Origin of the sequence: Acetobacter pomorum (assembly GCF_002738225.1) — a bacterium.
In the GTDB taxonomy this organism is placed as follows: Bacteria; Pseudomonadota; Alphaproteobacteria; order Acetobacterales; family Acetobacteraceae; genus Acetobacter; species Acetobacter pomorum.
Genome location: NZ_PEBQ01000030.1, coordinates 85376 through 103662 on the forward strand (window position 1 = coordinate 85376; position 18287 = coordinate 103662).

Annotated in this window: 17 protein-coding genes and 1 tRNA gene; 10 read left to right on the forward strand and 8 right to left on the reverse strand. The window is 52.0% G+C overall.

Features of this window, described 5'->3' with window-relative positions:
- The first annotated feature begins 55 nt into the window (after positions 1 to 55).
- Positions 56 to 1180: a hypothetical protein gene (locus CSR02_RS02500; protein ID WP_042787999.1), complete on the forward strand. Its 1125-nt coding sequence runs from the start codon at positions 56 to 58 to the stop codon at positions 1178 to 1180.
- Between the two features lie 76 nt (positions 1181 to 1256).
- Entirely contained in the window at positions 1257 to 2720 is a 1464-nt protein-coding gene (locus CSR02_RS02505) for a glycosyltransferase family 4 protein (RefSeq protein ID WP_099540445.1), read from the forward strand.
- A gap of 61 nt (positions 2721 to 2781) precedes the next feature.
- On the opposite strand, the gene CSR02_RS02510 is transcribed toward CSR02_RS02505, so the two are convergent.
- Genes CSR02_RS02510 through CSR02_RS02525 form a run of 4 tightly spaced genes read right to left on the reverse strand, consistent with a single transcriptional unit; the run spans position 2782 to position 6273 of the window.
- A complete protein-coding gene (locus tag CSR02_RS02510) occupies positions 2782 to 3369 on the reverse strand; it encodes a PqiC family protein (RefSeq protein WP_183172658.1) in 588 nt (195 codons plus the stop codon).
- Positions 3369 to 4325 (reverse strand): MlaD family protein, encoded by a 957-nt coding sequence (locus CSR02_RS02515; RefSeq protein ID WP_042788004.1) that lies wholly within the window; start codon positions 4323 to 4325, stop codon positions 3369 to 3371. Before CSR02_RS02515 ends, CSR02_RS02510 begins: the two co-directional genes overlap by 1 nt.
- Positions 4326 to 4330: 5 nt before the next feature.
- Positions 4331 to 5116 carry an ABC transporter ATP-binding protein gene (locus CSR02_RS02520; RefSeq protein WP_042788005.1) on the reverse strand — a complete coding sequence of 262 codons (786 nt, stop codon included), beginning with the start codon at positions 5114 to 5116 and terminating at the stop codon, positions 4331 to 4333.
- Positions 5116 to 6273 carry an MlaE family ABC transporter permease gene (locus CSR02_RS02525; RefSeq protein ID WP_042788006.1) on the reverse strand — a complete coding sequence of 386 codons (1158 nt, stop codon included), beginning with the start codon at positions 6271 to 6273 and terminating at the stop codon, positions 5116 to 5118. The genes CSR02_RS02520 and CSR02_RS02525 overlap by 1 nt, the downstream gene beginning before the upstream one ends.
- A gap of 306 nt (positions 6274 to 6579) precedes the next feature.
- Between CSR02_RS02525 and truB the strand changes: the two genes are divergently transcribed.
- The 4 genes from truB (at position 6580) to CSR02_RS02545 (ending at position 11705) form a co-directional block, all read left to right on the forward strand.
- Positions 6580 to 7497, forward strand: a complete 918-nt coding sequence (truB, locus tag CSR02_RS02530; protein ID WP_042788008.1) for a tRNA pseudouridine(55) synthase TruB — start codon at positions 6580 to 6582, stop codon at positions 7495 to 7497.
- A 31-nt stretch (positions 7498 to 7528) separates the two neighbouring features.
- Positions 7529 to 7798: a 30S ribosomal protein S15 gene (rpsO, locus tag CSR02_RS02535; RefSeq protein ID WP_014457520.1), complete on the forward strand. Its 270-nt coding sequence runs from the start codon at positions 7529 to 7531 to the stop codon at positions 7796 to 7798.
- 278 nt (positions 7799 to 8076) lie between these two features.
- The gene (gene pnp, locus CSR02_RS02540) at positions 8077 to 10227 is read left to right on the forward strand and encodes a polyribonucleotide nucleotidyltransferase (RefSeq protein ID WP_042788009.1); all 2151 of its coding nucleotides are present in this window, start codon (positions 8077 to 8079) and stop codon (positions 10225 to 10227) included.
- A 59-nt stretch (positions 10228 to 10286) separates the two neighbouring features.
- Positions 10287 to 11705 carry an NAD(P)H-dependent flavin oxidoreductase gene (locus tag CSR02_RS02545; RefSeq protein ID WP_042788010.1) on the forward strand — a complete coding sequence of 473 codons (1419 nt, stop codon included), beginning with the start codon at positions 10287 to 10289 and terminating at the stop codon, positions 11703 to 11705.
- 80 nt (positions 11706 to 11785) lie between these two features.
- On the opposite strand, the gene CSR02_RS02550 is transcribed toward CSR02_RS02545, so the two are convergent.
- Complete coding sequence (locus CSR02_RS02550; protein WP_003624197.1) at positions 11786 to 11971, reverse strand: YqaE/Pmp3 family membrane protein; 186 nt, start codon at positions 11969 to 11971, stop codon at positions 11786 to 11788.
- A 194-nt stretch (positions 11972 to 12165) separates the two neighbouring features.
- On the opposite strand from CSR02_RS02550, the gene gyrA reads away from it, so the two are divergent.
- From gyrA to CSR02_RS02570, 4 genes are all read left to right on the forward strand, one after another.
- A complete protein-coding gene (gene gyrA, locus CSR02_RS02555) occupies positions 12166 to 14931 on the forward strand; it encodes a DNA gyrase subunit A (RefSeq protein ID WP_099540447.1) in 2766 nt (921 codons plus the stop codon).
- Entirely contained in the window at positions 14928 to 15479 is a 552-nt protein-coding gene (gene coaD / locus CSR02_RS02560; protein WP_099540448.1) for a pantetheine-phosphate adenylyltransferase, read from the forward strand. The genes gyrA and coaD overlap by 4 nt, the downstream gene beginning before the upstream one ends.
- Positions 15480 to 15510: 31 nt before the next feature.
- Entirely contained in the window at positions 15511 to 16002 is a 492-nt protein-coding gene (locus CSR02_RS02565) for a peptidylprolyl isomerase (protein ID WP_014457518.1), read from the forward strand.
- A 188-nt stretch (positions 16003 to 16190) separates the two neighbouring features.
- Positions 16191 to 16266 (forward strand) — tRNA-Lys (locus tag CSR02_RS02570).
- 55 nt (positions 16267 to 16321) lie between these two features.
- On the opposite strand, the gene CSR02_RS02575 is transcribed toward CSR02_RS02570, so the two are convergent.
- The 3 genes from CSR02_RS02575 to CSR02_RS02585 form a co-directional block, all read right to left on the reverse strand.
- A complete protein-coding gene (locus CSR02_RS02575) occupies positions 16322 to 17065 on the reverse strand; it encodes a tyrosine-type recombinase/integrase (RefSeq protein WP_167384080.1) in 744 nt (247 codons plus the stop codon).
- Positions 17066 to 17339: 274 nt separating this feature from the next.
- Positions 17340 to 17573 (reverse strand): helix-turn-helix transcriptional regulator, encoded by a 234-nt coding sequence (locus CSR02_RS02580; RefSeq protein ID WP_099540450.1) that lies wholly within the window; start codon positions 17571 to 17573, stop codon positions 17340 to 17342.
- Complete coding sequence (locus CSR02_RS02585) at positions 17570 to 18286, reverse strand: DUF2786 domain-containing protein (protein WP_099540451.1); 717 nt, start codon at positions 18284 to 18286, stop codon at positions 17570 to 17572. Before CSR02_RS02585 ends, CSR02_RS02580 begins: the two co-directional genes overlap by 4 nt.
- Between the last annotated feature and the right edge of the window lies 1 nt (position 18287).

The window sequence follows — 18287 nt, forward strand, 5'->3', positions numbered from 1 at the left end:
TTCAGGCGTTTTTTGTTTTACACTTCAACCGAAAATTTAGGATGGAAGAGGTTTTATGTCTCAGGGAAACCAGCAGCGGATTACTGATCTGAAAGTCACAGGTCATCTGATGACACTCCAGACCGGTCTGTTCTGTATCAGTCATGCTGCAGGTCAGCAGCCGCCCACACAAGCCGGTTTGCCTGGCGTGCGTGTTTCTCTTTCTCCTACGTCTGCTCCAGGCAACGTTCAGATTGTAACGTTTGAGCAGGATGGTTGGTTAGGTGGCAGAAATAATGCTGCCTTGGTGCGCGTGCTGCGTGGGCCAGCACAGGTCATGATTACCATTTATCAGGAAATGACCACGCAGCACCCTGCGCCGCGTTTGCAAGTTCTTCAGTTAAGTGCGGAAGCTGATTCTAATTCTAATCTGCAGCCAGTTGCAGCGCCAACTTTGGCACCGGCAGAACCAGCAAAAACATCTGTAGCGCCTCAGAGTAAGCCAGAAGTTGGCGCTCATATTCAACGGCGCGGTGATGTGACCGGGATGCTGGGTGAATGGATGGGTGTTCCAGGAAGCCAGTCCTGGATTGAAGGATTCGGTATTGCACCCACGCATCTGATTAAGCCCGAAGATATTGAATACCAAGCTGTTCTGGGTAAGGGATGGCTGTCTCCATGGGTGGAAAGTGGCCAGTATTGCGGCAGCCGGGGTATGGCGCTCCCCATTCTGGGTTTGTGTGTAAGACTGAAAGGGGCTGCCGCTAAAGAATTCATTTGCCGCGTTACGGCCAGTTTTACTGATGGCACCAAGATTGGCCCGGTTGATAATGGTGAGCCCATAGAGGCTGAGAGCCTTGCACCTTTGGAAGCTTTTCTTGTTGAAATTCTGCCGCGTGCTGAAGAAAGCGAAGCCAAGCCGCGTAGTCGCCAGAAAAAACGGAATGCATCTGAAGACCTAGCCGCTCTTTTGGAAGAGGAAATAGAAGAGCTGGAATCTGACGTTCTGGAAAGTGAAGAAGAACTGATTGAAGAAGAGATTATAGCTGAAATTGAAGAAGTTCCAGAAAAGCCAGCAAAGCCGGTAAAGCGTGTGGTTAAAGCGCAACCTCGTCGTGCCAGCTCTGCCAGCCAGAAAACAGCAAAGCCGAAAACAACAGGGCGTGGCGGAGCAAGAGGGCGGAAACCTTCTCGTAGCTAAAATACTTTAGGGACAGGCCTGGTTTAAGTATCAGGCCTGTTTTTATTTGTGATGAGAGCAGCACGCAGGTGCAAGTTTGAAATACCTTTTTATTCATCAAAACTTTCCTGGCCAGTATCTGCACATTGTGCGTCATCTGGTGCAAAATGATAATAATGAAGTTGTTTTCATTAGTGAAGACAACCAAAATGTTATTAAAGGTGTGCGGCGTGTCAGGTACCGTATGCCACGGGGGGCTGCTGTACAGGCCCATTTGGCTGTGCGTGAGCTGGATATGGGGATGGTACGGGCCAGTGAAGTGGAAAGAGCCGCGCGTACGCTCAAAAATCTAGGCTTCCACCCTGATATTATTATTGGTCATCATGGATGGGGAGAACTGCTGAATATTCAGGATGTTTACCCAGATGTACCAGTATTAGGATATTTCGAGTTCTATTATCATACAGAACCAGGGTTTGATGTAGGGTTTGACCCCGAATTTCCCCTGCAGCCACAGATGCTACCCATTGTGCGGGCCAAGAATGCCATTAACCTGTTGGCCCTTACCGCACCAGGTTATGGCCAAACGCCAACAGATTTTCAGAAAAGCGCTTATCCCGCATGGGCCGCAGATAAGATTTCTGTGTTGCGTGAAGGGGTGGATCTGGATGCTTGCAAACCAGACCCAAAACTTGCCAAAAAAACATTCAATTTGGGTGATATTAAAATTACGCCCAAGAATAAGCTGATTACCTATGTCTCGCGCGATTTGGAACCTTACCGTGGGTTTCATGTGTTTATGCGTGCATTACCTCGTATTTTAGAGGAAGAGCCCAATGCGCATGTTATCATGGTTGGCGGGGATGGTGTCAGTTATGGAGCACCACTGGCATCTGGATGCTGGCGGGAGAAAATGCTCCAGGAACTGGAAGGGCAACTAGACCTGTCTCGGGTGCACTTTGTCGGGAAAGTTGATTACCGTGATTTTCTGCGGCTTTTGCAGCGGTCTGATGCCCATGTGTACCTTACATACCCATTTGTGGCATCGTGGTCATTGCGGGAGGCCATGGCCATAGGGTGTGCCATTGTGGGAAGCGCGACTGCGCCTGTGCAGGAATTTCTGACAGATCAGGAAACCGCAATACTTGTGCCGTTTACGGAGCCAGACAAGATCGCATCTGGGGTGTTGGAACTGCTACGTAACAAACCTTTAGCAACGCGTTTGCGCCGGGCGGTAAGAGAAAAAGCTGAGCATACGCTCTGCATCAAGGCATACCTGGCCGAGTATGAAAATCTTATTGAGCATGTGATTGCAACACATAAGGCTAAAGTTCAGCTTCCACGTCAAAACGCAGTTGAAGTGGAAGAAAAGCCAGCAAAAACTGTAACAAAGCCAGTAAAGCGTCGTGTTACCACTCGCAAAACTGAGGGTAAAACTGGCACAGCGCGTGGCAGTAAAAAAGTAGTGCCCTTTCCCGCGCCAAAAGCAGTACGTTCGCCTGTTCAGAAAACTTCTGCAAAATCACGCAAATCTGTTTCTGCAAGAAAAACGCAAGGGTAATGCAGCCAAGTATAACCCCCTGCTTATAGATATAAGCAGGGGGTTATACCGGGTAAGTGTTTTACTGTGCTGATGGAATAGAGAGATTCACCTGATCGGCTAGCTGAATAACCAGCTTACGCATAAGTGCTGCTGTATCGGAATCTGTAGAAACAGATCCGGTTGCTGTCAGATGTGCACGGTTGCGGATAAGTGGCTTTTTAGGATCTCGTGGAATAACAGCCCAGTTTGCATCCAGAATTGCTTGTCCATCCACATTCACATCAAAGCGTGAAACGTTAATCTGAACGCGCATATTGGCGGCATCAGCCAATGGCTGGTCAGTAATCAGCTCATTGGGGTGAGAAGATGCAATCTCATTTGTCACCAGATCTGTAATGCCAAGGGAAAGACGTGTTGCCCACCGAGAGCGTGGACTACGAATAACCTCTTCTCCCTGTCGGGTAATCATGTCCTGACTATCAAGATAATCAGGCAACACTGCCCGGCTGATTTCTATGGTGGTCAGGCGGGCAGAAAGATGGGGCTGCTGGATATCCCGATCTCCCGGCATACCAAGCGTATAAAGCCGCAGAGGAGGAGAGGCGCAACCTGCAAGCAGCGTGCATGCCCCCAAGAAAGCCAAGGCGATACGGCGAGAAGATGACATCATGGGCGACGTCCCATCAGCAGAAGTTGCGGGTTACGTTCCACATCGCTGGCGAAGCCACGTAGAGAGGCCGCAGCAGCAGCAATATCACGCAAAGAAGCATCCAGATTTGCTCGGTCGATAGAACGTGGCGAGAGGATATCTTGCAAGGAATCCAGCGTTTTTGTCGCAGAAGCCAATGTGGCGTGCAGATCCTTGCCGCGGGCATCAAGCTGTGTAGTTCCGGTATCCATCAGCTTATCCATTTTCAGGAGTGTGACGTCCAGCTTGGCCTGTAGGTCTTTAATGGCTGTTGTTGCGGCCTGCACAGTCTCGTGGGAACGATCAGCCGTTTCCTTCACGCTGGAAATCAGCGGTGGAAGATCCTCACGCAAATGATCGCTCAAGGAGGTAATGGAAAGCAGGGCCAGATCAGCATGGTGGCTGATATCCTTGATGGGAATCTGGCCAATGGTGTCTTTCAGCTTTTCCATAGTGGAAAGACGGACAGGAATTTCTGGCAGATTGGTAATGCGCGGGTGCAGAACAGGTGCAACGGATTTATCAAAATCCAGCTCAATATTGGATTGCCCCGTTACAAAGCTTTGCAGGTTCAGTTCGGCGCGCAAACCATTGCTGATCATTTCCTGAATACTAACTTTTGTGCCCCCTGGCACGTCTTTTACCACATGGATCTGATCTGGTTCCAGCGTAAGCACAACGGGAATGTAAGCTTTACGATCTTGGGGATCAAACCGCAGCGTGATGCTTTTCACTGTTCCCACCTTAACGCCGCGGAAGTTTACAGGTGCACCTACGGAAAGGCCGGTAATGGAATTTTGGAACACAACGGCCGCTTCACGCGAGGGTGTGAAAAAGCGCATGTGACCAAATGCCATGATAATGAACAGGCCCAGCAAGCCGCCAAGGATCACAAACGCGCCGATCAGAGTTTTCCGGTTTGTGCTTTGAGACATGCCGTTCAGCCTTCTGTCTTGTCTGCGGAGGGAATAGAGGCAGATCGGTTCATAAAAGCCGTTACCTCAGGAATCTTGCAGGTATCATGCAGTGCGCGCGGTGAACCATGCGCAATGGGAGTGTGCGTTTTGGCATCTAAAAAGATGCCATCGTCTGCAATGGCAAACAGGCTGGGTAGCTCATGGCTGACAATCATAATGGTTGCCCCCAGCCCATCCCGTAATGTCAGGATCAGATCATCCAGACGGGCAGACGTAATGGGGTCCAGTCCTGCGGAGGGTTCATCAAAAAACAGAATATCGGGTTCCAGAGCTATGGCGCGTGCAAGGCCCGCGCGTTTGCACATGCCACCGGATATTTCGGAGGGAAACAGATCAATCGCCTGCTCCATGCCCACAAACCCGAGCTTGAGTTCCACCAGACGCCGAATGGTGTCGGGCTTAAGCGAAGTGAACATCTCCAAAGGCAGGGCGACGTTTTCTCCTACCGTCATGGAGCTCCACAAAGCACCGCTCTGAAACAGCACACCGTATCGGTGATTGATATCCGTGCGGCGGGCATCGGATTGCGCCCAGTAATCTTCTCCATCTACCAAAATCTGCCCGGCGGTGGGGCGCAGCAGCCCGATCATGCTTTTAAGTAAGGTGCTCTTGCCACAGCCTGAACCGCCCATAATGGCAAAAATAGAACCACGCTTCAGATCAAAGGAAACATGTTGCTGAATGATCTTGGGGCCGAACGATAACTGCAAATCGCGAACGGCAATAAGGGTTTCTGCGTCAGACATCATCAGATTCCAAGCGCGTTGGCTATCACGGCAAAAATGGCATCCATGGCAATAATGCCTACAATGCCAATAACAACGGCGCGTGTAGCAGCAACACCAACATCAGCAGCACTGCGTCCGGCTTTTAGGCCCACACGGCAGGCAGCCAGAGCAATGAAGCTGGCGAAAAAGAAGGATTTGATAAACCCGAATATAAATTCCTTCAGGTCCACACCATCAAAGGTCGAAATCCAGTAGCCGATGGGGGAAACGTCCATCATGCTCATAGAAACGGCAAAGCCGCCAAATATCGCAATAATGGTGCCGTAAAGATAAAGCAGCGGCATCATGAGAGCGAGGGAAACTATGGATGGCAGCAGAATGTAGCTGGAGATGGGAATGCCAAACACCTGTAAGGCATCAATTTCTTCATTCCCCAACATGGTGGAAATGCGGGCAGCATAAGCTCCACCAGTTCGGCCAGCCATGATAATTGCCGTCATGATGGCAGAAATTTCACGGGCGCAGGCAATACCCACCAGATCAGTAACGTAAATTTCCGCAGCAAATTTACGTAGTTCAACCAAACCAACAAAAGCCAGAATGGCGCCAACCAGAAAATTAACAATCCCTACAATAATCAGGGCATCCGGGCCGGCATTCCAGATATCCAGCAGCAGGTCTTTCATGCGCATGGCACTTTTGCCGCGCACGGCTTTTGCTGCACCCAGCGCCGTATCCAGGGCGAGTTCACTGACCGTACCTGTTTCAGCCAAGCCATTCAGTGTTGCTTCACCAACACGTGCAAAAATGCCTTCGTTATTGTGTGGTGGCTGAGCAGGTTGTGCCGGGGCATCGGGGAGGAGGGCTAAAAGCCTTTGTGCCGGGGCGGGGAGGTTTTGTTCATCAAAGTGGAGTTGTGCCTTGCTGGCGGCCTGTTTGACATCCCACAAAAAGGCAACAAAGGCTGAATCCCAATTTTGTAGCCCGGTGGTGTTCACATGCAGAATATGGCCAGGTTCTACGGGCAGTTTGTCTTGCGGGAAAGGCGTTGTGCCCCCAGCTTGAACTGTCCATGCCCCTTCAATGTTCAGGCAAATGCCATCTGCCGTGTTCTGAAGAGACCACGAAGGTGTATCGGCAGCCGCATGCGGACTGGAAGGGGAGGATTGATCAACCATAATTTGGTGGCGACATTACGGCACAGGCAAGCCTATGACCAGCCCCTTTGGTTCACACGTGTAAGAACCAACAAGCCGTGGGTTTGCCTTGGTTTAAGAACAAATAGTTAGCTGGCAATCTTTTTTAACAAGCCAGCATTGCGCTTGGGAGCAGCATTGCAAGGCATGCTGACCTTCGGTTACATGCTGCGCCGTGGGGGAAATATATATCTTCCATTCATGAGTATTGTACTAACGCGAAAACCTTCTGGCTAAGCCGTTCTGGGCTGCTGCATGGTAATTGGTACATCGCATACGGGAGTTTTCATGCGACGCAGACGTGGGCGGCCACTTAACGGCTGGCTTATAGTAGACAAGCCTTCCGGAATGACATCAACGCAGGTGGTAGGACGTGCCAAGCGGTTGTTTGATGCGCAAAAAGTAGGGCACGGTGGCACGTTGGACCCGTTGGCAACGGGCTTATTGCCATTGGCGTTTGGAGCAGCCACAAAAACTGTACCTTATGTAATGGACGGCACCAAAGTGTATCGCTTCACTCTTAAAATGGGAGAAGCGCGTGATAGCGATGATGCCGATGGTGAGGTGATTGCCACATCTGACATACGCCCATCTGATGCGGAATTGCGGGCGGCCCTTCCTGCGCTGACGGGTGATATCATGCAGGTTCCTCCTGTTTTCTCAGCCTTGAAAGTGGGGGGAGAGCGTTCCTACGATATGGCGCGGGCGGGACGCCCACCAGAATTGCCGCCACGGCCAGCGCGGGTGGACCGGTTTGAGCTGATAGAACGGCCAGATCGGGATACAGCAGTGTTTGAGGTCGAATCCGGCAAGGGTGTTTATATGCGTGCGTTGGCGCGTGATGTGGCTCTGGCATGTGGCACAGTGGGGCATATTACCGTGCTGCGCCGCCTACGTGTGGGGCCTTTTACAGAAGCCGATGCGATTGTGCTGGACAAAATCACCCCAAACGACGACAACGCCCATGCTTCACCGGAACTTCTGCGTCCGGTCTCGACCGCGCTGGCCGACATCCCGGCGCTGGCCTTGACACAGGATGAAGCGGTTCTGCTGCGGCACGGGCAGGCTCTTGGCCTTGTTGATCTGATGGGGCGTATCCCACAGACCGTCGGGGAGGAGAGTGTTGTGCGTGTCATGGACGGTGAGCACGTGCTGGGTATTGGCCGCCTGGAAGATGGATGGTTGAAGCCGGTACGGATTCTCTAAAACCTGATATGTTTTTTGATGGAGACATGTGATGTCGATTACTGCTGAACGTCGCACGCAAGTTATTGCTGAATACCAGACTGCACCGGGTGATACGGGCTCCCCGGAAGTGCAGGTGGCGATCCTGACCGAACGGATTAACAACCTGACCGAACATCTGAAGACCCACGCGAAGGACTTCCATTCCCGCCGTGGTCTGCTGATTCTCGTTGGTCGTCGCCGCAGCATGCTGGACTACCTGAAGGGCAAGAGCCAGACGCGTTATGAAACGCTGATTGGCCGTCTGGGCCTGCGCCGCTAAAAACGGCTTACCGGACGGGCAAGAGGAATACATACGTATGATCCTTTTGTCCGTTCGGGATTTTCGCTAGCACTTGGTTGTTGGCGTTACCATATTGGATACAGCCACAGGTTTTACATCAGGGCGTTTCGTGCCCGGTAAGCCACGGCGTTTCCGACCACATGGCGCCTGGGAGGTTTGTTCCGCCAGTCACCATGCCGTCCGAGGCGCTGTCCGCCCAGCCGGTCTGTCCTGTTGTTCTGTGGCTCTGAAGTGAAATAAAAACAGAGGCTTACAGAATGTTTAACTACTATCGCAAAGAGATTGAATGGGGCGGCCGCCCGCTGATTCTGGAAACCGGCAAGGTTGCTCGTCAGGCTGATGGCGCCGTGATGGTTACCTATGGTGAAACCGTTGTGCTGTGCACCGCCGTTGGCGCAAAGGACGTAAAGCCGGGTCAGGACTTCTTTCCGCTGACAGTGAACTATCAGGAAAAAGCTTACGCTGCGGGTAAGATTCCGGGTGGGTTCTTCAAGCGTGAAGGTCGTCCTTCTGAAAATGAAACACTGGTTTCCCGCCTGATTGACCGCCCGCTGCGTCCGCTGTTCCCCGAAGGGTTCCGCAATGAAGTGCAGGTGATTGCAACAGTGCTGACGCACGATATGGAAAATGATCCTTCCATTCCTGCGCTTATTGGCTGTTCCGCAGCGCTGACTTTGTCCGGTATTCCGTTCTTCGGCCCCGTGGGCGCTGCCCGCGTTGGCTTTAAGGATGGCGCATTCCTCCTGAACCCCACACAGGATCAGATCAAAGATTCCGATCTGGAACTGGTTGTGGCAGGCACGGCAGAAGGCGTGCTGATGGTGGAATCCGAAGCTTCCGAACTGTCTGAAGATGTCATGCTGGAGGCCGTAACCTTTGGTCATACAGCTTTCCAGCCGGTTTTGGATGCCATTATTTCTCTGGCAGAACATGCTGCTAAGGAACCGTGGCCACTGGCAGAACCCACCAAGGAAGAACAGCAGCTGCGCAAGCAGGTCGAAAAGGCTGGCCGCAAGCTGATTGCCGATGCCTACAAGGAAAAGCAGAAGCAGGTTCGCTACGAAAAGCTGAAAGCCGCGCGTGAAGCGATTGTTGAAAAGCTGACCGCAGATGAGCTGGATGTTGCCGCCGCTAAGCCGATGATCAAGGATCTGGAAGCTGATGTGGTGCGGTCTTCCGTTCTGAAAACCGGCAAGCGTATTGATGGACGTGATCTGGTTACCGTGCGCCCGATTGTGCCGGAAGTGGGTATTCTACCGCGTGTGCATGGTTCCTCCCTGTTCACTCGTGGTGAAACACAGGCGTTGGTTGTGACCACTTTGGGCACCGGACAGGACGAACAGGTTATTGATGCGCTGGAAGGTGAATACCGCACCAACTTTATGCTGCATTATAACTTCCCGCCTTTCTCTGTCGGTGAATGTGGGCGTATCGGTTCTCCGGGTCGTCGTGAAATCGGGCATGGCAAGCTGGCATGGCGCGCCATTCATCCGCTGATGCCTTCCCGTAAGGAATTCCCGTACACAGTGCGTGTGGTTTCTGAAATTACGGAAAGCAACGGCTCTTCCTCCATGGCAACCGTATGCGGTGGCTCTTTGGCTCTGATGGATGCTGGTGTGCCGTTGAAGCGCCCGGTTGCCGGTATTGCCATGGGCCTGATCAAGGAAGGCGATGATTTCGCTGTTCTGTCCGATATCCTTGGCGATGAAGATCACCTTGGGGATATGGACTTCAAGGTGGCTGGCACCGAACAGGGTGTGACAGCCCTGCAGATGGATATTAAGATTACCTCCATCACGCCGGAAATCATGAAGATTGCTCTGGGTCAGGCGCGTGATGGCCGGATGCACATTCTGGGTGAAATGAGCAAGGCGCTGACAGAAACACGCACCAATGTGTCTTCTACAGCTCCTAAAATCACCACCATGAAGGTACCGCGGGAAAAAATCCGTGATGTGATCGGCTCTGGCGGTAAAGTGATCCGCGAAATCGTGGAATATTCTGGCGCCAAGGTTGATATTGGGGATGACGGCACAATCACCATTGCCGCAGCTTCTGATGATCAGGCCCAGAAAGCCATTGATCGTATCAACGGTATTGTGGCGGAACCGGAACTGGGCCGCATTTACGATGGCAAGGTGGTAAAAACCGCTGATTTTGGCGCGTTTGTAAACTTCCTTGGTGCGCGTGATGGGCTGGTACACATTTCTGAACTGACGCAGGGCCGCGTTGGTAAAACCACGGATGTGGTGAAGGAAGGTGATACCGTGAAAGTTAAGGTCATTGGCTTTGATGATCGCGGTAAGGTTAAGCTGTCCATGCGTGTTGTTGATCAGAACACGGGTGCGGATATCACGGAAACTGTGGGTGAAAAGCCCTCACGTGGTCCCCGTCGGGATGCTGAATAAGCATCCCTTTTCGGGTCAGTTTCAACCATACGAATAGTTGCAGGAACGATAGGACGGTCATGAAGGCGATCAATACGGTTCGCATGGGGGGTGTGGATATCCTACCGCTGGTAGAAGGCGGTAAGGGGGTTTCCGTTTCCACAGGCGTATCGGCCGGGGCATGGGCTGCAGCAGGTGGCGCGGGCACGGTTTCTATCGTCAATGCAGATAGTTATGATGAAAACGGGCAACCAGTTCCCCAGATCTATCACGGACGCACACGCCGTGAACGGCATGAGGAACTGGTGGACTACGCTATTCGTGGCGGGGTTGCCCAAGCACGCGTGGCGCATGAAATGGCCGGCGGAAAAGGCCGGATTCATGCCAATATCCTGTGGGAAATGGGATCAGCCGAGCGCGTGATTACCGGTGTGCTGGAAGGTGCGCCGGGTCTTATCCACGGTCTTACATGTGGTGCGGGCATGCCGTATCGGCTGTCCGAAATTGCAACACGTTTTGGGGTCTATTATTATCCCATCGTGTCATCTGCACGTGCTTTCAATGCATTGTGGCGGCGGGCTTACCATAAATCAGCCGACCTGCTGGGTGGCGTGGTGTATGAAGACCCTTGGCGTGCCGGGGGACATAACGGCCTTTCCAACACAGAAAACCCGTTAAAGCCGGAAGATCCTTATCCGCGTGTTGCGGCTTTGCGTAAGCTTATGCGTGGGTTTGGGTTAGACAATACGCCAATTATCATGGCAGGTGGTGTGTGGTGGCTGGAAGAGTGGGAAGACTGGATTGATAATCCGGAGCTTGGCCCCATTGTATTCCAGTTTGGCACACGTCCGCTGCTTACGAAGGAAAGCCCCATTCCGGATGCATGGAAGCAACGTTTGCTGACCCTAAAAAAGGGTGACGTGTATCTGAACCGTTTTTCTCCGACAGGGTTCTATTCTTCTGCGGTGAACAACAGTTTTCTGCAGGAACTGCGTGAGCGGTCAGAACGGCAGGTTCCTTTTGCAACAGCAGCGGAAGGGGATCTGACCGTATCTTACGGCATTGGTGCACGTAAGCGCGAAGTGTTTGTAAAGGCGGAAGATCTGCCACGTATCCAGCAATGGGAACGGCAAGGTTTTACAGAAGCCATGCGCACGCAGGATTCCACGCTGATTTTTGTAACACCAGACAGAGCGCGGGAAATTCTGGCAGATCAGACCGATTGTATGGGCTGTTTGTCAGAATGTCAGTTCTCTAACTGGAGCCAGCGTGGCCCCAATTATTCTACGGGCCATAAGGCAGACCCGCGTTCTTTCTGTATTCAGAAAACACTTCAGGCTGTGGCGCATGCCAGTGGGCCTGATGCAGCCGAGGTTCTGGATCATAATCTGATGTTTGGTGGCACAAATGCTTGGCGTTTTGCGACCGATCCTTTCTATGCTAACGGGTTTGTACCTACGGTGCAGCAGTTGATTGATCGGATTATGACAGGGCGTTAAGCCTTGTGAATGCAAAAGTTTTTTCAAAAAAGGCGGCTTCCTATGGGGGCCGCCTTTTTTATGAACTCGAGATAAGAGCTTTATCGCCCCATGCGAGAGAGCTTTTTATCTGTTTCATACTGGTTAAGTGCGTAAACAGACCAGATGGCTGCCGGAATCCAGCCAATAACAGTTATCTGCAATATCAGACAGATAATGCCCGAAAACGGGCGACCAATTGTAAAAAACTGAAACCACGGAAACAGTAATGCCAAGAGCAGGCGCATGGCGGGAACTCCTTATAATGTGCAGCATGATGGGCACAGCCTTTTGCCTGAAGCAAGTCTGCTCTTTCAGCCGCTAGGTGGTGTGGGTTTTGTGTGCTAGAAAATATTCTGCAAGTGCCGGGTAACCGGTGCAGAAGTGGATTTGGCACATGCTCCATAATCTGGAGCGTGCAGCATGACAGAGCGGATAAACCTTGACCGAGATTTCTGACCAGCCGGGTGTACCGGAACCCTCAGACCTTCTGCCCGTAACCATTGAGGAGGAGATGCGTTCCTCCTACCTCGCATATGCGATGTCGGTTATTGTCAGCCGTGCGCTGCCGGATGTGCGAGATGGTCTTAAACCTGTTCATCGTCGCATCCTGTATGCCATGCATGAAAGTGGTTTTACTTACGATAAACCTTACCGCAAATCTGCCCGCGCAGTTGGTGAGGTTATGGGTAAATACCATCCGCACGGTGACTCCTCGATTTATGATGCCATGGTGCGTATGGCCCAATCTTGGTCCATGCGCGTCAAGCTGATTGACGGGCAGGGTAACTTTGGCTCGGTGGATGGTGATAGCCCCGCCGCCATGCGTTATACGGAAGCCCGGCTGGCCAAGGCTTCCACATTTCTGTTGAATGATATTGACCGCGATACGGTCGATTTTCAGCCGAACTATGATGAAAGTGAAGAAGAGCCAACCGTTCTTCCTGCCACATTCCCGAATCTGCTGATCAATGGTGCCACGGGTATTGCCGTGGGTATGGCCACCAATATTCCCACACATAATCCTTCTGAGGTTATTGATGCCACGCTGGCGCTGATTGCCAACCCGGATCTCTCACTTGATGATCTGATGGAATATGTGCCGGGCCCGGATTTTCCCACAGGCGGCATTATCCTTGGGCGTTCTGGTATTCGTAGTGCGTTTGCCACAGGGCGTGGGGCCGTTATTATTCGGGCCAAGGCGGATATTGAAGAAATCCGTAAGGACCGTAAGGCCATTATTGTTACGGAAATTCCGTATCAGGTTAACAAGGCCACTTTGCAGGAACGTATTGCCGATCTGGTGCGCAATAAGCAGATTGAAGGCATTGCCGACATTCGTGATGAATCTGACCGCTCTGGTATGCGGGTGGTCATTGAAATCAAGCGGGATGCCACACCAGAAGTGGTGTTGAACCAGCTTTATCGTTTCACCCAGCTTCAGACATCCTTCGGCGTGAACATGCTGGCGCTGGATGGTGGCAAGCCCCGCTTGATGGGCCTGAAGGATGTGCTGGAAGCCTTTATTGCGTTCCGTGAGGAAGTGATTCTGCGCCGCTCACGGTTTGAGCTGAACAAGGCGCGAGATCGCGGGCATATTCTGGTTGGGTTGGTGATTGCTGTTGCCAATATTGATGCTGTTATTGCGCTGATTCGTGGTGCGCCAGATGCAGCCGCTGCGCGTGAAGCGCTTATGGCCGCCCAGTGGGATGCCGCAGATGTGGAACCTTTGCTGGCCTTGATCCATGATGACGGCAACGTAGTTGTGGATGGCAAGGTAAGGCTGACAGAGGCACAGGCGCGCGGTATTCTGGAACTGCGTCTGCAACGTCTGACAGGGCTGGAACGCGATAAGATCCAGCAGGAACTCTCGGAAGTTGCCCAGCGCATTAACGAGCTTCTGGAAATTATCGGCAGTCATGTTCGCCGCATGGAAGTACTGCGTGATGAACTTTCCGTAGCCCGCGCAGAAATTGCCACCCCGCGTATGACCGAAATTGCAGATTATGCGGGAGATCAGGATGATGAAAGCCTGATTGAACCGGGCCAGATGGTTGTAACCATCACGCGGGAAGGGTTTATTAAACGCACGCCGCTGGATGTGTTCCGTGCGCAAAACCGTGGTGGCCGCGGCCGCACAGGTGCCAGCACTCGTGGCGATGATATTGTTGTAAGGTCCTTTAATGCCCACACCCATCAGTGGGTGATGTTCTTCTCTTCTGGCGGTAAAGTGTATCGTCAAAAGGTCTGGCGTCTGCCAGAAGCCGGGCCAGCTGCCAAAGGCCGCGCCTTGGTGAACCTGTTGCCAGATCTGGGTTCTGATAGCATTACGGCCGTGCTGCCTTTGCCGCAGGATGAGGAGCTGTGGGAAGCCCTGCATCTGGTTTTTGCAACAGCCAGTGGCAATGTGCGCCGTAACCGTTTGAGTGATTTCCGCAATATCCGTTCATCCGGCATGATCGCCATGAAGCTGGATGAGGGAGATAGCCTGATAGGCGTTGCCACCTGCCGGGAAGGGCAGGATGTATTCCTTGCAACGCGTGGGGCGCGGTGTATCCGTTTCCAGATTACCGATGACACATTGCGTGTGTTTGCGGGCCGTGGGTCTTCCGGTGTGCGCGGGATTCGCCTTGCAGAAGGTGACCGCGTGATCAGCCTTGCTGTGCTGAACCATGTTGAAGCAACGGTGGAAGAGCGTTCGGCCTATTTGCGGATGGCCAATGCCAAGCGCCGAGCTGAAAACGCAGCAGAAGCGGCTGAGGAAGATGCAGATACCGTGCAAGTCGATTCGGATGAAGAAGAAGGCAGCAACACCGATGCACTGCTTTCTCCGGAACGCTTTGCACAGCTCGAAGAAGCTGAAGAAATTCTGCTGATTGTCAGTGATGGTGGCTTCGGGCGTCGCTCTTCCGCGTATGATTACCGTGTAAGCGGACGTGGTGGGCAAGGCATTACCAACATGACGTTCTCGGCTAACAAGCGCGGGAAAGAAGTGGCGGCTACATTGCCCGTGTTGGAAGGCACGGATGTGATGCTGGTAACAGATGCGGGCCGTCTTATCCGTGTGCCGGTTGATCAGGTGCGTATCATGGCGCGTCAGGCCAGTGGTGTGACCTTGTTCCGCCTGAATGATGATGAGCGCGTAACCAGTGTTTTCCCTGTTATGGATGATGGGGAAGATGAAGCAGGAGAGGCTGAGGGGGAATGAACACCCCCGTAGGCTCCGTGCCCAAGCGGGTAGGCTTTTACGCTGGCACGTTTGATCCGGTAACGGTTGGCCATCTGGATGTGATTGAACGTGCCTCGCGCCTGGTTGATCGGCTGGTTATTGGTGTTGCGCATAATCCGGGTAAAAATCCGCTCATGCCGTTAGATGAGCGGATTACCTGTGTGGAAGAAGCCTTGCCAACCATCCGTGAAAACACGGGTGGGGAAATTGTGGTGGTGCCGTTTGATTCCCTGTTGGTGAAAGCCGTGCGGGAACTTGGTGCCACACTGATTTTCCGTGGCCTGCGGGTGCTTTCCGATTTTGATTACGAAATCCAGATGAGCGGCGTAAACCGCAAGCTGGATGCCGGAATTGAAAGCGTATTCCTTATGGCTTCGGAGCATACTCAATTCATTTCTTCTCGTCTGGTCAAAGAGATTGCCAGTTACGGTGGAGATATTTCGGAATTTGTAACACCGGGCACACAGGCGCGCCTATTGGCGCATCTTGCTGATAGGAAAGACGTTTCTGCCTGCGGTGGCAAATAACTGGGTGTTACAAACACAAGGAGAGTTTCTGATGTCTTCAGAAGATAAAAACGATATCATTCATATGGATATCCCCCACGGTCGCGTCATTATCAAACTGCGTCCGGATCTGGCGCCAAAAGCTGCGGAACGTATCCGTACGCTGGCAGCAGAAGGGTTTTACGATAACGTTCCTTTCCACCGTGTTATTCCTGGCTTTATGGCGCAGGGCGGTGACCCAACGGGTACAGGCATGCATGGTAGTAAACTGCCGGATCTGCCCGCAGAGTTTACAAATAAAGCCAAGTTTGAACGTGGCACCATTGGTATGGCTCGGACGTCTGATCCGAACAGTGCCAACAGCCAGTTCTTTATTATGTTTGAACCTTCTCCGCACCTTGATGGTCAGTACACCATTGTGGGTGAAGTGATTGAAGGCATGGAAAACGTAGATAAAATCAAACATGGTTCTGGCATGTCCGGCATGGTGAAGGATCCGGACCGGATTTCTCGCATGCGTCCGGCAGTTGGCGAAAAATCCTGATTTTTCGCATATCTGTGCAAAAAGCGTCACTCCATTGGGGTGGCGCTTTTTTTGTATCTGAAACCAACCAAACCATCTGATTTTGTTGGAAGTGCACAAAATTCTTTCTGCTGCTTGACAGAGGCAAGGTAATCCGTTTAGGAACACCTCCATCGCGCAGACATAAAGTTTTGCACGGTAAAAGGTGTGAGCCGGTAGCTCAGTTGGTAGAGCATTCGACTTTTAATCGAATGGTCGAGGGTTCGAGTCCCTCCCGGCTCACCACACCTTCTAAAAAATAGCGGTAAACCGCCATTCTCCCCAAGGTTAGACAATTAGGTTAGACAATTTTCCGGCTCTGTAGAGCGGCCATTGCATCTTCTGCCAGTTTTTTACGCTGGGCTGATTTTGTATATCGTTCAACTTCTGCCAGTGTTGTGTGACCTGTGATTGCTGCAATCTGGTGTGTTGTGCATCCGGCTTCAGCTAGTCGGCGAGCCGCAGCTTTTCTTATGCCATGCGGAGCACATCCAGAAGGCAGACCAGCCTGGGCGCACCACTTCACAAACTGATTGTAAAATCCGTTTGAGGAAAATTTCTTTCCCTTGTCTGTTTGCAGGAATGTTGTCCCAGATGATGGGCAGGCATCTATTGCGGCCTGTAGCTCAGGATGCACGGGAATTTCCAGATATGCGTTTGTTTTGATCTGAGATAAGCGCAGCACACCATCTCTGATAGAAAAGCTGCCTAGTTCCACAATGTCGCTACGCCGTTGCCCTGTGTAAAGCAGCAGGGCGAATGCAAGCCGCTGGCGTGTGCCTATGGGCCAATGCTTCTCATATTGGGATATCTGTTCCTCTGACCATGCCTGCACGCCTTCTTCTTTCGTTCTTAGGCGCTTCACTCCCACGGTTGGATCCGACTCTAGCCATTCCAATTCTATGGCGTAAGCAAAGAGCATGCGGAACATCCGCAAGATATGGTTTGCCCGCGCTGGCGTAGATGCACGCGCCTCCAAGATTTTCCTGATATGGGTTGGCCTGAACTTGAGAACATGAAACTGCGCATATGCCTGCGCTCTCATGTATTCCAATATCCGGCGATATGTTACTTGTGTAGTTGGCTTTATTCCCAAGAAATGCGGTGATCCATACCATTTCTCTATTAGATCACAGAGGGAGCGCGGCGCATATTTACGCTCACGCTCCATATTTTTCAGGGTTTCAAGTGCCTTTACATACGCAATGGCAAAATCAGGGCTATCTACGGGTGGTAGATTTACTTTTTCTTTACCGGGCACCCGCAAATAGCAACGCTGCTTTCCGTGCCGATCTTTGTAGCTCTGGACGTATTTCAGTCTAATTGTTGGTGATCGCATTCATCAAATCATCGTCTTGTGCTGGGCCTGAAGCAATGCCTGCGCGTGTATCTATCCATCTGTCTAGTTGGTCACGCAGCCACACAGGCCTGCGCGGCGTCAAATAGACAGGCTTTACCTCTTTGGCGACTGTGTTGCGGAACGCTGTTTCTTTTAGCCCCACATAATGGGCAGCCACAGAAATAGGCATGCCGCGTGGCATTACATCCATCATGCTCTCCCCAGGTAGCGTGTTTCAGATAGGGCGCCGCGTTTGTCGGCCTGCATGCCCTGGTGCAGGCGTATGTTTTTCCCAGCCAGAACGCCTTGGCTGTAAGCATCATTTGCTTCAGCTCCGAATGCGCCAGATCCGCGCAGATCTGCTTCCTTGGGATTGAATTTCATTTTGACGAGCTTTTTTGTTAGCTCACTTTCCTTCTGGCTAACGGTATCGGGCACGATGTTCTGCCGTACGCCACGCACCCAGCCCTCGCAGTATTCTTCTGCAAGTGCCACCTTTTTGCCTGGGCTGCATTTGAGGTGGGTAATGCTGAACTTATATTCAGCCATCTTTGTTTTCAGGATGCGGGCAAGCACTGTCCACGTGTAAACGCAGATCTTCGTTTTGGACTTTGTCCCCACAAAGATGATTTCTTTGTTGCACTGCCCATCACTGAAAAGGCATTTCACCCCAAAAGCCGATTCCACAAGGGATGCCATGTAACAGACATATGCTGGCATCCTGTGGCCGGATTTCACCAGGATCATGTCTGTGTATTCTGTTGCGAAATCCGTTAGCTCCAGATCCTCTTCCGTTATGGACAGTTCGCGCATCAGCTTTTGCGCTTTGGACATTGCCGCAGCTGCTTCATGCTCATTTGGGCTTTTGCTGAGTGCTAAAAGCCGCTTGATGCGTTCAATCAGTTTGTTTCTTTGGTCTTCAGTCATG

Excerpts from the sequence above, each read along its gene's own strand:
- CSR02_RS02500 (WP_042787999.1), top strand. The coding sequence starts at position 56 with ATGTCTCAGGGAAACCAGCAGCGGATTACTGATCTGAAAGTCACAGGT.
- CSR02_RS02510 (WP_183172658.1), bottom strand. The coding sequence starts at position 3,369 with ATGTCATCTTCTCGCCGTATCGCCTTGGCTTTCTTGGGGGCATGCACG.
- CSR02_RS02515 (WP_042788004.1), bottom strand. The coding sequence starts at position 4,325 with ATGTCTCAAAGCACAAACCGGAAAACTCTGATCGGCGCGTTTGTGATC.
- CSR02_RS02520 (WP_042788005.1), bottom strand. The coding sequence starts at position 5,116 with ATGATGTCTGACGCAGAAACCCTTATTGCCGTTCGCGATTTGCAGTTA.
- CSR02_RS02525 (WP_042788006.1), bottom strand. The coding sequence starts at position 6,273 with ATGGTTGATCAATCCTCCCCTTCCAGTCCGCATGCGGCTGCCGATACA.
- truB (WP_042788008.1), top strand. The coding sequence starts at position 6,580 with ATGCGACGCAGACGTGGGCGGCCACTTAACGGCTGGCTTATAGTAGAC.
- rpsO (WP_014457520.1), top strand. The coding sequence starts at position 7,529 with ATGTCGATTACTGCTGAACGTCGCACGCAAGTTATTGCTGAATACCAG.
- pnp (WP_042788009.1), top strand. The coding sequence starts at position 8,077 with ATGTTTAACTACTATCGCAAAGAGATTGAATGGGGCGGCCGCCCGCTG.
- CSR02_RS02545 (WP_042788010.1), top strand. The coding sequence starts at position 10,287 with ATGAAGGCGATCAATACGGTTCGCATGGGGGGTGTGGATATCCTACCG.
- CSR02_RS02550 (WP_003624197.1), bottom strand. The coding sequence starts at position 11,971 with ATGCGCCTGCTCTTGGCATTACTGTTTCCGTGGTTTCAGTTTTTTACA.
- coaD (WP_099540448.1), top strand. The coding sequence starts at position 14,928 with ATGAACACCCCCGTAGGCTCCGTGCCCAAGCGGGTAGGCTTTTACGCT.
- CSR02_RS02565 (WP_014457518.1), top strand. The coding sequence starts at position 15,511 with ATGTCTTCAGAAGATAAAAACGATATCATTCATATGGATATCCCCCAC.
- CSR02_RS02575 (WP_167384080.1), bottom strand. The coding sequence starts at position 17,065 with ATGAGAGCGCAGGCATATGCGCAGTTTCATGTTCTCAAGTTCAGGCCA.
- CSR02_RS02580 (WP_099540450.1), bottom strand. The coding sequence starts at position 17,573 with ATGATGGATGTAATGCCACGCGGCATGCCTATTTCTGTGGCTGCCCAT.
- CSR02_RS02585 (WP_099540451.1), bottom strand. The coding sequence starts at position 18,286 with ATGACTGAAGACCAAAGAAACAAACTGATTGAACGCATCAAGCGGCTT.